Here is a 13,245-nt window from a genome sequence, read left to right on the forward strand (position 1 = left end):
AACATCATTTTGCTATGTCGCAAGCATGGGGCTAAGCAGGTGATGTTCCTCGCCTGCCAATCGTTTATGGTCTGCCCCGCCTTACTTCGTAGCGGTTTTGTTATCACGTGCTGTTTCGGGTGATTTTCGCGAACGATGTTTTATTTTGTTGTTTTTAAGTGGCTTTATTTGCTTTTGAAGCTTGTTTGATAACTCTGGTCTGACCTGGAATAAGCCAAAAATACCGAGTGTTAACCAAATGTTTGTTTTTTAACAAAACTACAAAATGCTACACCAAAGCTATCCACCTTAGTTAAGCCATCATGATTATATGTTAGTCCGCTGGTGAATAAGTATGCAAACAACAAGCTTCATCAGGGCATAACTACAAAAAAGGTGGAAGTTCCATGAAGGTGAAAACATTAGTAACAGCCGTGGCAGCCGCACTCTACAGTGCCGGTATGGCCCATGCGGCGATACAGCAGGCTAAGGTCGAAAGACTCGAGCCGCTGAAGATCACCGCCGAACAGGCGAAAAAACTCAATGCCGCTAGCACGCAAGAGGTTAACCTGTTGCAAAATGATGGCCTGAACGTACAGATCAGCCATCAGAACCAGAAGTTCGTTGCCGAAGAGGGACTGACTGGTGAGCACGTCTACATCGTCAGACTCTATCAGAAGCCTTTGGCTCAGGCGGGCGCTAGCCTGCTGGCTCAAGGCGGCGCCGAGCGTAGTGCTGCCAAGGCTAAGCCCGGTGAGGCTAAGTTGTTTGTGGCCGGTCAGCCGGTTAACCGCGAGATCAAACAGTACCGCGATCAGCTGCTAAGCAAGCAGCAGGCGGTCATCTCTGAACTGTCGGCTACCTTGGGCGATCGTCCTGTGCGTCAGCAGTTTACCAATGCGGTCAACGGTTTCTCTATGACCATGAGTCAGGAGGAGGCGCAGCGTGTTTCTCAGATGGCAAGTGTCGCCTCTGTTCGTCGCTCCAAGACCTATGACCTGCTGTCCGATGTCGGCCCTGAGCTAATCGGTGCGGACAAGATCTGGACTGGTACAGTGACAGATTCGGTTCCCTACAAGGGGGAGAATGTGATCGTCGGTATTATCGATACCGGGGTGAACACAGACCACAGATCTTTTGCCGATGTGGGCGACGATGGCTATGACCATCAAAACCCTTGGGGGGCGGGCCAGTACGTGGGTGACTGTCTCAAAGAGGGCTTCGAGGGCATGTGTAACGACAAGCTTATCGGTGTGCGCTCATACCCAGTGATCACAGATAATTTCACCAGCGGTGTCTATGGCGATACCCGCCCGGCCGTGGGTGAAGACTACCAGGGCCACGGCTCTCACGTGGCCTCGACCGCCGCGGGTAACGTGCTGCTGGATGTGGATTTCGTCAATCCGGCGCCAGGCGCGGTTAACGATGGTAGCGTAGTCAAAGAGGCACTCTTCCCGCGCATGAGTGGTGTGGCGCCTCACGCCAACATCATCTCTTACCAGGTGTGTCACCCATCGAACGAACTCAACCCAGGCTGTCCGGGTGAAGCCCTGATCGCCGGTATAGAAGATGCCATCAGCGACGGCGTCGATGTAATTAACTTCTCTATCGGTGGCCAGGATTCTCACCCATGGAGCGACGACGTCGAGCTGGCCTTCCTGTCGGCTCGCGAAGCCGGTATCTCGGTTGCGGCTGCGGCCGGTAACTCGGGTCAGCCTGCTGGCTACAAGGAATACTTTGGCGCTATTGACCATGCTTCGCCTTGGTTGATGAACGTGGCGGCGAGTACTCACTCTCGTGAGATCTTGGTTGAGACCAAGCTGGTCGATCCTATGGGTGGTGATGAAGCACCACGCTGGAGCGAGATCGTCGGCGGCGCGGTAAACACCAGCTCGGTAACGGGTATGGTGGTTAAGGCCAGTGACTATGGCGACGAGTACTGTGGTGAGCCGTTCCCGGCCGGCACCTTCGATCTGACCGACGCCGATGGCAATCCGACCGATGTGATCGTGGTGTGTAAGCGTAACGATCTGAACGATCCTAACGGTATCGCCCGTAGCGCCAAGGCCAACAACATCCTGGCCGGCGGCGCCGATGGCATGATCATGTACAACTACGCCAATGCCGACAGCATTGTGGCGACGGCAGCCTATTCTGTGCCAAGCATCCATATCACCAAGCAGGAGTGGGATGGTCGCTGGGACAACGGCATGTCAGGTTACGGCCTGAGCGACTGGCTAGCCAAGGGCGCCAACCATGTGCTGACCATCTCTGAAACCACGATCGATCGCGACCTGGATCCAGAGCGCGCTGACTGGTTGGCGGCCTTCTCGTCACGCGGTCCTAGCCCGTCGACTCCAGAAGCCCTGATCCCTGCGGTTGCGGCCCCTGGCGTTAACATCTACGCCGCCTTTGCCGATGAGCATCCATTCGTCTCTGGTGGTTCGTCAGGTGATTTCGCCTTCCTCAGCGGTACCTCTATGGCCTCGCCACACGTTGCCGGTGCCATGGCGCTGCTCAAGCAGGCCAAGCCGAGCTGGAGCGCTACCGAGATCCAATCTGCGCTGGCGATGACGGCGGAGAACAAGGTGCAATATCACAGACTCAACGATGAGAACGGTGATGTGGCGCTGGCGTCTACCTACCGTGCCGGTACCGGTCGTATCAATGTGGCTAACGCCGCCAAGGCCGGTTTCATCATGGATGAAACGGTTGAGAACTTTAAGGCTGCCGATCCGCAAAATGGCGGCGCGGTGCACAAGTTGAATATTCCTCAGCTGGTGAACTTCGAGTGTAAGCCACAGTGTCAGTGGATCCGTACCATCAAGGCGACAACCGCCGGTAGCTGGAGCGTGACCCATGACGACGTGATGAACTGGGCCTTCGATTCTCGTTCACAGATGGCGCAGAACGGTGTGTCTATCAAGGTGACCCCGAGCGAGTTCACTCTGGAAGCGGGCGAAACCATGGATATCGTGGTCGAGGCTTCGATCATGGATACCCAGGACTGGTTCAGCAACGCGGAAGTTGAGCTGCACTCTAACCTGATCTTCACCGAAACCAGCGGCGCGGCGTCTGAGGCGCACTGGCCAGTGGTGTTCAAGTATGACAAGAACGGCATGCCAGGACGTCTGGCGGCAACGGCTCACCGCAATGATGGCAATGCGATCATCAAGGGAATCAGCCTGCCGGAAGGCGACAACATCCAAGGTCGTATCTTCGCGCCTGTTAAGGCTGACGTGAAAACCATCACGCTGCCGAAGGATAACGATGGTAGCTTCCCTTGGAGCAGCAATGCCGATCAGAGCGTGCCGATGGAAGAGCGCTTAGATGAGGCGACTCACGTGGAGATGATTCAGGTGCCGGCTAATGCCCGTCGTCTGATGGTCGAATCGTTCGGCACCACAGAGAGTGGTCTGGAAGGCAGCCTGGATAAGGGCAACCTGCTGGTTTACGTGGGTAAGGACTACAACGGCAATGGCAAGGCGGATCCGTTCGAAGAGCTATTGTGTGTCTCTAACCACATCCAGTACGACAACTTCTGTAACATCAACCAGCCGGAAGAGGGCCAATACTGGGCAATCTTCTACAACCCAAGAAAGGGCTCGGCGCAGAACAACTACCACGACTTCATGGAAGAGACCTTCCAGTTCGCGACAACGGTTGTGACCGACAATGTCGCCTCAGACATGAGCGTGGACGTGCCTGCCAGCAATGGTCAGGAGCCGGTCGATATCCAGGTGAACTGGAATCTGCCTGAGATGGTTGAGGGCGATGTTTACTACTCACTGATCGATTTTGGTACCTCAGAGGTCAACGCCGGCAACATAGGCAAGGTCGCCTTCAAGCTTGAGCGTGGTATCGATGACGTGCATCTGGATGTACCGCAAACCGGTGCCCATCTGGGTGAGCAGGTGCCTTTCACCTTCGAGGTGCAGCCTAATGACAGCGGCGCGGATCGTGCCTTCACCATTAGTGCCGACATCCCGGCAGGCCTGAGCCTGAATGTGGAAGATGTACTGACCTCGTCTAAGGCGATAGTCACAGATATCAGCCTGGAAGAAGGTAAGCTGACCATCAGCGGTGTTCAACCTAATACCGCCGATCAAGCGCCTAGCTACAATGTCACCACTAACCTGGAAGACGCCATGTGCCGCACGCCAGACTTTGGTAACAAGAATCCGGGTGGTTATGTGGATCTCGAAGAGTTCCGTATCTATCCGATCTTCAGCGGCTTCGCGCCGGTGGAATACGATGCCAACGGTCGTGCCGTCAATGGTAAGGACAACAACATCCTGAGCCGCAACGGTATCGTGCTGCCAATCGATGTGATCTTCGGTGGTCGTTATGACAGCTTCCATCTGTATAACAACAACGAAGAGCTCAATGTTGCTAAGCAGAACGCCCTGGATATCCATGCACACGGTATCGTGTCGCTATGGGAAGGTCAGCCTTTCTTCTTCCCATACCATGACATCTTCCCGTATCAGAGCTTCCCATACGAGTCGATCGGCATGATGTGGCGTGGTTTCGAGGCGCTGGATCCAAGTGCGCCTAAGGCTATCCTATCGGCACCACTGGTCAACAACTTCAGCGAGCGTTCGGGCATCTCTATTGCCAGCACGCAAACTGGTTGGGGCATCCTGGAATACGATAACGCGCGTTCATACCTGCCTGCGGGCCGCGATGCAAACCGCGTCTATCAGTGGCAAGAGCTGGATGACAGATTCGACTTCGAGCTGATCTTCAACGTCAACACCCGTCATGGCGACGGTGAGTACGAGATGATGATGGCCTATGACAACCTGGACTTCGGTAGCCAAGACGGCCGTGGTTCTATCGGTATCCAAGGCTTCAAGGGCGGCGTCTATGCCTATGGTCCGCTGAGTGCCTACCTGGGTGAGCAGTTTACCTATGGCGAGCTGGACAAGAAGCTATCTGACGGTCTGGTGATCTGTTACGACTACGTGGGCCCTGAGTCTTCGCAGTTCGAGGTAACCGCCTGGACTCGCGTGAAAGACAATGCCGCTGGTCAAGACCTAACGGTTAACGCCGTGAGTCAGGTCGAAGGCATGGCCGACATCAGCATGAGCCACACCGTCAGCGTTGCCTCTAACATCACCCTGGGCGCTATCGCCGACCAGAGTGTGGCAGAGAACACTAGCCTGGAAGGCATCGCCGTGATGTACGCCGATGAGCAAAACAGCGTTAACCAGATCACCGTTACCGGTGAGCACATTAGCGCTGTGGTCGATGGCCATACCTCAGGTAGCGAAATCACCATCACGCCAGAAGCCAACTTCTACGGCGAAGTGGAAGTCACGGTTACCGTGAGCGACGTGGAAAACCCAAGCGATGCAGCATCGACCAGCTTCATGCTGACCGTTGAGTCTGATGGCGTCGAGCCACAGCCAGAGCCAGAAACCAAGCCTGAAGTCGAAGAGAAAGACGACGGTGGTGCGCTCGGTTTCGCGGCACTGATGTTGCTGATGTTTGCCGGCCTACGCCGCAAGCTAGCACGCTAAGGCGAAATAGAGATTGGGCGGATTAACTTAATAAGCCGCCTAAAATCTCAGGCTTAAATCCAGTGCTTAGCGATCAGGGTGATACCTAAGCACTATCTGTTAGCACAAACCAATTACTGAAGTGATTGCCAGTATTCCAGGGATGGAATGCTGGCTTTTTTTATGTTAGGCGGAAATTTCGGGCGAGTTGGCTAAGATTATTGATCTACTACAATTTATCTAGCATTAAGCACTGACACTGGTTCTTTTTAGCTATATTTTACTTACAAATGTAATAAACCCTGTTGGAGTGGAACATGTGGCAATTAAGAATGAAAAATAAGCTGTTGGTATTTGCTCTCCTGCCCCTGATTTTGAGTTTTCTCTTCTTAGTTTCAATCACCTATAACCTGGAATCTAACTCCCTCGAAGAGAATATGTCGACCTTCAAGGCGAGCCTCTATAGCGAACGTAAGGCGCAGCTCAAGGATCAGGTCGATATCGCCCTGGATATCGTCGAGCATCAGCTCTCCCTGGGGACGGCGGGCGATGTGAACAAGGCGCTGCGTAACGTGCGCTTCGGCACCGCCGGTTACTTCTTCATCTACGACTTTGATGGCTTCAACCGCTTTCATGCGGTCAAGCCCGCGCTGGAGGGCACGGCGCAGATCGGTATGACAGACCCTAACGGCAAGAAGATAGTGGTCGGCCTGATTGATGCCGCCAGAAGCGGCGATGGCTTCTTCAATTATGACTACTCCAAACCCGGGGTCACGGGCTTGGTGCCTAAGATTGGCTACGCCGCAACCGTGCCGGGTAAAGATTGGATCTTGGGCACAGGTGCCTACACCGACGATATCGACGCCCAGGTGGAGAGCTATCGTGAGGTGATGACCAAGCACATGAACGACAAGGCGATGATGATTCTGCTCTTCGCCCTGGTCCTGGTGGCGATTACCGCCGTGGTGATGCTGGTGGCCGCCCAACGCATGGTCAACCCTATTCACAACATGGTGCAGAACCTCGAAGATATCGCCAAGGGTGAGGGGGATCTGACCAAGCGCCTGGACGTGCAGGGCAGCGATGAGATCGCCATGTTGGGCCGCGCCTTCAACCAGTTTGTCGATAAGCTGCAGGGGATCATCAAGGATGTGGCCAGGGCCACGGTCGAGGTGAAGAGCGGCGCGGATAATATCTCCTCCCAGACCGCCGCCATGGCGCAGCAGTTGATCAGTCACAACAACGAGACGGATCAGGTGGTTACGGCGATCACCGAGATGTCGGCGACCGCCTCAGAGGTGGCCATGAGTACCACTCAGGTGGCCGAGGCAACCCAGGCGGCTACCCAGGATGTGGGCAACGCCCAAGAGTGCGTCGACAGCTCGCTGCATGAGGTCTCGACCCTGATGGCGGAGATCGATATGGCGGCCGGACATATCAACTCCCTCAACGAGCAGTCACAGAAGATCAACAGTGTGCTGAGTGTGATAGGTGGCATCGCCGAGCAGACCAACCTGCTCGCCCTCAACGCCGCCATCGAGGCGGCCCGCGCCGGTGAGCAGGGTCGCGGCTTCGCCGTGGTGGCCGATGAGGTGCGCAGCCTGGCCAGCCGGACACAGGCCAGTACCTTAGAGATCAACGAGATGTTGTCTGAGCTGCATAACCTGGTGTCGCTGGCGGTGAGCAGCATGGAGTCGAGCCAGCAGAGCTGTCATCGCTCGGTGACCTCGTCGCGGGCGATCTCCGACAGTCTGGGGGCGGTGACCTCAGCGGTGACATCGATCAACGACATGAGTACCCAGATCGCCACGGCGGCCACCGAGCAGAGTTCGGTGACCGAGGAGATCAACCGCAACGTGTTTGCGATTCAGGAGATCGTCAACGAGCTGCTACAGGCCAGTAATAGCGCCTCGGATACCAGTCAGGGACTGGCCAACGAGGGCCGTAACCTGGATACCCTGGTAGGTCAGTTTAAGGTGTAGTCAGTTTAAGGTGTAACGGGCAGTCTAAGGTGTAGCAGCCTGCTCGAAGCATCATGTCGCTAAGCCACAAAGAAAAAGGCCACAACAGGAGTTGTGGCCTTTTTTACTACGTCAGCTTGCCCTAAGACCAGCAGATCGCCTCGTTGGCCTTCTCGACCCTGACGGCGCAGATCTTAAATTCGGGGATCTTAGCCACAGGGTCCAGCACATTGTTGGTCAGCTTGTTAGCCGCCGCCTCGGCAAAGTGGAAGGGCAGGAAGAGCACTCCCGGCTGGGCGCGGCGCGTGACAAAGGCTGCAATGTTGATGCTGCCGCGTCTCGTGGACAGGGTCAGCACGTCGCCGTTGTTCACCCCCAAGCGGTCGGCATCGATGGCCGACATCATCACCCTGGGTGAACCCAGGGTATTGAGGCCGTCCGTCTTGCGGGTCAGGGTGCCGGTGTGGAACTGCTCCAGCAGGCGCCCGGTGGAAAGGGTGAAGGGATAATCCTCACAGGGCAGCTCGGCCGGCAGGCGGTAGCCGACGGGCGTCATCTTACCAAGCCCGCGGGTAAAGCGCTCTTTATGCATCAGGCGGGTGCCCTCATGGCCAGGCTCGGGGCAGGGCCATTGCTTACCCAGCAGGCCTTGTGGCGTGCTGGGGTCAGTGTCCTGCCATTGGATGCCGCGGTACTGGGGCGTGACGCGGGTCAGCTCCTGCCAGATGGACGCTTCATCCTCATAGCGCCAATCGGCGCCGAGGGCCTTGGCGATATCTGTGATGATCTGCCAGTCGCGGCGGGCCAGGCCTGGGCTCTCGATGGCCGCCTGCAGACGCTGTACCCGACGCTCGGTATTGGTGAAGTGGCCTGGCTTCTCTGCGAAGCTGGCGGCTGGCAACACCACGTCGGCCAGCTGGGCCGTCTCCGTCATGAAGATATCCTGGACGATCAGCAGCTCGGCCGACTCCAGCCCTTGCATCACATGGGCCTGATCGGGATCGCTCAGCACAGGGTTTTCCCCCATCACATAGAGGGCCTTGAGCCTGCCGTGGGCCAGGGCGTGCATCATCTCGGTTGCCGCCAGACCTATCTGATCCGGTAGCCATTCCTGTTGCCAGGCCTGTCTGAAGGCGGCTTGCACCTCGGGGTCGGTCACCTTCTGGTAGCCGGTGAAGTAGTTGGGCAGGGCGCCCATGTCACAGGCGCCCTGGACATTGCTCTGGCCCCGCAGTGGATTGATCCCCGCGCCCTCGATGCCTATGTTGCCGCACAGCAGTTGTAGGTTGGCAATGGCGGTGACATTGTCGTGTCCCGAGGTGTGCTGGGTGATCCCCATGGCATAGTAGATGGCGGTCTTCTCTGCCGTGCCTATCAGGCGGGCCAGCTGGGCTATCTCCTCTGCGTCGACGCCTGTGATCTTGGCGGCGTTACTCAGGCTGTAGTCGTCCTTCATCACCTCGGCGCGCAGTGCGTCGAATCCTTCGACACGGCGACTGATGTAGTCGCTGTCGTGCCAGCCCTGCTTGATGATCTCCTGCATGATGGCGTTGAGCAGCATGACGTCGCTGCCGGGGCGATGACGCAGGTAGAGCTCGGCGCTGTCGGCGATGCTCACCCGTTTGGGGTCGGCCACCACCAGGCGAGAGCCGTGTTGGCTCACCGCCTGTTTGATCTTGGAGGCGATGATGGGGTGGGCGGCCTCGGTATCCGAGCCCAGGATGAAGATGAGATCCGAGGATTTTATTGACGGAATATCATTGGTCATGGCGCCGCTGCCCAGGCTTTCTTGCAGGGCGGTGACCGTCGAGGCATGACATAGGCGGGCGCAATGATCTATGTTGTTGGTGCCGATAACGCTTCTAAACAGCTTTTGGAACAGATAGTTATCTTCGTTGGTCGCCTTGGCCGAGGCCAGGCCAGCGATAGCGTCGCCACCATGTTCGGCCTTGATGCGACCCAGCTGGGTGCCTATGTAGTCGATCGCTTCATTCCAGCTGACCGGGGCCAGCTCGCCATCTTTGCGCAGCAGCGGCTGGGTCAGGCGTTGCTGGCTGTTGATGAAGTCGAAACCGAAGCGGCCCTTGACGCAGAGCATCCCTTCGTTGACCTGGGAGCGGTTGTCGCCCGAGACGCGTTTGAGCTCGCCAGTTACGGGATCGCTATGGATGATGACACGGCAACCCACGCCGCAGTAAGTGCAGACGGTGGAGGTCTGTTTCAGCTCATGTTTAACCCCCTGACGCTTGTCTCTGGCATCGGTCAGTGCCCCTGTGGGGCAGACCTGGACACAGTTACCGCACTGGACGCATTGGCTGTCGGCCATGGTGGCGTTGAATCCGGCGCGAGGCGCCTGACGGCTGTATGTTGCGGCCATCTCCTGGGGCAGGGCTAGATAGCTGTCGGGCTCGAAGCTGATCGCCTGATGGCCAGACTGCTGGCGGCACATGGCGACGCAGGCACCGCAGCTGATGCAGCGGTTGGGGTCGAAGTTGATAAAAGGCGTACTGGCATCCTGGGTAAAGGCGCGGTGGCCCTGTTTATCGAGCGCGGCGCCATCGACACGGTACTCGGTGGCGTAGTCGCGCAGGGCACACTCAGTGTTGGCCTGACAGCCACACTCCAGGCAGCGGGCGGCCTCGAGCATCGCCTCCTCGTCGTTGAAGCCGAGTTCAATCTCGTCGAAATTATCCAGGCGCTTGTTGATGGCCAGTTCCGGCATCTTGGCCTTGGCCTGTAGCTGACGGGCCGGGAAGTGACGGCTGTCTGGCTTCTGCTCATCCTGCTTCTGGGAGTTGAAGGGCGCAGGTGTCAGCTCACAGCTCAGCTCGCCGCTCAGTAGTTTCTCGATGGCATTGGCGGCCTTGCGACCATCGGCCACCGCGGCGACGGCCGTGGCAGGGCCGGTGCGCGAATCCCCGAGTACGAACAGTTTCTCCACCCCTGAGGACATAGTATGTTCACAGCCGGAGAAGGTGTTCCAGCGGGTGAGGGCCACCTCGCCGGTGGAGAGCTGGCTCTCTGGATGCTCGAGGAAGGTCATGTCCGGGGTCTGGGAGACCGCGGGTATCACTGTATCGAACGCCTCGGTGAAGGTCTCGCCCGTGGCCTGAGGTGAGCGTCTGCCGGAGGCATCGGGTTCGCCCAGGCGCATCTTCTCGAAGGTGACGGCATTGATACGGCCATTGGCGTCGCCATGGTTTTCGATGGGGTTAGTGAGGAAATAGAAGCGCACGCCCTCATGTTCGGCCTCCTCTATCTCATAGACCTCAGCCGGCATCTCGTCGCGGGTGCGGCGATAGATCAGAGTCACCTCGGCGCCCTTGCGCAGCGCGGTGCGGGCGCAGTCGATGGCGGTGTTGCCGCCGCCGATCACCGCCACCTTCTGGCCCGTGTGGTAGTTGTTGTCTGTGCTGTGATCCTTAAGGTAATCCACCCCCAAGTAGCAGCCTTCGAGGTCTACACCCGGGTAGTTCATGGGCACCGCCTTCTGGGCGCCGATGGCGAGGCAAACGGCGTCGAATTGGTTGACCAGCTCCTTAAGGTGGATGTCGCGGCCGAGACGAGTATCTGTCTGTATCACAAGGCCATTTTGACACAGTAGGTCTATCTCTCTGTCCAGGATCTGCTTGGGCAGACGGTACTCGGGGATACCGTATCTTAGCCAGCCGCCCGCCTTAGGCATGGACTCGAAAATGGTCACCTCATGGCCTGAATTGGAGAGGTAGTAACCCGCGCTGATCCCCGCCGGGCCACTGCCTATGATGGCGACGCGTTTGCCGGTAGCGGGCGCCTTGGGCGGCACATAGGTGTCTTCACTGTCCAGATCCAGGTCGGCGGCGTGACGCTTGAGCTGACGAATGGCCAAGGGCTCATCCAGCTCGCCGCGGCGACAGGCCGATTCGCAAAAGGCCGGGCAGACACGGCCGATAGAGAGCGGCAGCGGCAGGGTTTGTTTGATCACCTTGACCGCTTCTCTATGGTTGCCCTGGGCGATATGCAGCAGATAGGACTGCACGTCTACGCCGGCCGGACAGGCCTGTTGGCAGGGGGCTTCGCAGTCGGCGAAGTGGTCGCTCAAAAGGTGTTTCAGCGCTGCCTGACGGCGTTTGCTGAGGGCGGCCGAATGGGTGATCACCACGAGCGGCGCCTCGACCTGTGTCTTACAGGCCTTGACTGTGTGGAAGTCGCCCTTTTCGTCTCGCACCTCGACATAGCAGAGGTTGCAGTCTTGTTTGCCCGCGAGTTTGTCGTCCAGTTGCTTGCCCAGATGACATAAATTAGGGATCGCTATGCCTGCGGCCTTGGCACAGGTGAGCAGATCTTCGCCCCGGTTGGCTTTGACGACCTGGCCGTCGAAGGTGAGTTCTATCATGGTAGGGACCTTTTATTAGAATCTAAGCTTGAGCTTGGCTACCTTGGTCTCGTCGATGATTTTTTTATGGACTGCCTATGGGTAAAAAGGCTTATCGTAAATTAGCGAAACAAGGTTTGCTTGAGTATACCCAGAGGCTTTTTCACCACAGGTCTTAGTAGTGATTTTTTGTGCTGCATTTGCAGCGCTGCTCACAAATTGCGCTGGGTTTGTTGGCTTGCGCCGTGGCGGAATTAGTGCGATTTGAGGTGGATCACACTCCACCCTTAGCGGGTCATCTTCTTGACGAACACCACCACGAACAGGGCGATGGTAAAGCTGCCGGTGAAGGCCTCGACGGCCGCGATGGCGCGGGAATAGCCTATGGGGGTGAAGTCGCCATAGCCTAGCGTGGTGAAGGTGACGACCGAGTAGTAGATGCAGTTGAAGAAGAGCGCCAGGTTGGTGGTGAGATCGTTTTGCCAGTTGAACACATGGATATTGCCGTCATAGTTGAGGCCGGTAAACAGGTAGAGCAGGGCGCAGACGAAGATGAGCCCCATGGAGAAGCCGATCACCCGGGTGGGGGCCTCGCCATAGCCGCAGAAGATGTCGATCATTTTTGAGAGGATGCGCGAGTAGCTGTATTTGGGCATCTGATGGCGGCGCATGGTGAGCTCTTTACGCAGGTAGTCGCCGCCCATGGCAAACAGGCCTTCGCGCTCGGCGGCCTTGCGCAGATCCCGGTAGATCTCCTCGGCCTGTTCGAAATAGTCGAGGGCGATCTCGGTTTCGCCCACTCTCTCCGCCTCGTTGGCCAGACGTTCCTGCCTGAGCAGCTTGCCGGTATTGATGTTCTCTATCTTGGCACCGTTCCACTTGATCCCCAAGAGGTTGGTGCCCACCAGATTGGCGCAGTGAACATTGGCCTCGCGCAGATCTGCCTTCATCAGGCTGGCGTGTTGCAGGTTGAGGTTAAACATGTGCGCGCCCTGTAAATTGGCGCGATACAGCTCGGCGTGGCTCATGTCGAAGCCCGTCTTCTGATGGTGTCTCACCAGGTCGATGCCGGGCAGGTTGGCGCGCTTGAGGGAGATGCCCCGCAGCATGCCGCCGTTGCGGGCGAAGGCCTCCAAGCGGGCGACATCTTCCGGCTTATCTTTAATGATTTTAGGATCATGCCAATAACAGAGCCCGGAGGCTTCGGCCGGCTCGGTGCAGGAGAAACCTTCGTCTTCGTGATAGCAGCATTGGTTCGTCTGTTTCATATTGAACAGTATAGCCAGCCTGCCGAAAAGGGGCGGGGATTCTCCCCGCTGCCGGAGCCGAGCAAGAATGGCGTTTTTTGCGATGAAATTCGCTCAATTAGCACTGCTTCGCCCCTATGCGAAAAGGGACGATTGCGTTAAAATACCGCGTTTGCATTCCTGCCAATCGAATTTTAAGT

Annotated in this window: 4 protein-coding genes; 2 read left to right on the forward strand and 2 right to left on the reverse strand. The window is 57.2% G+C overall.

Translation table 11 applies throughout. The features are described from left to right. The first annotated feature begins 386 nt into the window (after positions 1-386). Together K0I63_RS20070 and K0I63_RS04185 are read left to right on the forward strand one after the other, a co-directional pair. Entirely contained in the window at positions 387-5,504 is a 5,118-nt protein-coding gene (locus K0I63_RS20070; RefSeq protein WP_220082645.1) for a S8 family serine peptidase, read from the forward strand. Between the two features lie 296 nt (positions 5,505-5,800). After that, positions 5,801-7,465, forward strand: coding sequence for a methyl-accepting chemotaxis protein (locus K0I63_RS04185; protein ID WP_011864614.1), 1,665 nt, complete (start codon positions 5,801-5,803; stop codon positions 7,463-7,465). 121 nt (positions 7,466-7,586) lie between these two features. Here K0I63_RS04185 and fdhF read toward each other — a convergent pair whose 3' ends face one another. Together fdhF and K0I63_RS04195 are read right to left on the reverse strand one after the other, a co-directional pair. Further along, positions 7,587-11,819: a formate dehydrogenase subunit alpha gene (gene fdhF, locus K0I63_RS04190; protein ID WP_220082646.1), complete on the reverse strand. Its 4,233-nt coding sequence runs from the start codon at positions 11,817-11,819 to the stop codon at positions 7,587-7,589. 266 nt (positions 11,820-12,085) lie between these two features. Continuing rightward, complete coding sequence (locus tag K0I63_RS04195) at positions 12,086-13,066, reverse strand: pentapeptide repeat-containing protein (RefSeq protein WP_220080005.1); 981 nt, start codon at positions 13,064-13,066, stop codon at positions 12,086-12,088. Between the last annotated feature and the right edge of the window lie 179 nt (positions 13,067-13,245).

Source organism: Shewanella rhizosphaerae (genome assembly GCF_019457655.1).
Classification (GTDB): Bacteria; Pseudomonadota; Gammaproteobacteria; order Enterobacterales; family Shewanellaceae; genus Shewanella; species Shewanella loihica.

Bases quoted from the DNA above. Each gene is read 5' to 3' on its own strand.
- K0I63_RS04195 (WP_220080005.1), bottom strand. From the start codon at position 13,066: ATGAAACAGACGAACCAATGCTGCTATCACGAAGACGAAGGTTTCTCC.
- K0I63_RS04185 (WP_011864614.1), top strand. From the start codon at position 5,801: ATGTGGCAATTAAGAATGAAAAATAAGCTGTTGGTATTTGCTCTCCTG.
- K0I63_RS20070 (WP_220082645.1), top strand. From the start codon at position 387: ATGAAGGTGAAAACATTAGTAACAGCCGTGGCAGCCGCACTCTACAGT.
- fdhF (WP_220082646.1), bottom strand. From the start codon at position 11,819: ATGATAGAACTCACCTTCGACGGCCAGGTCGTCAAAGCCAACCGGGGC.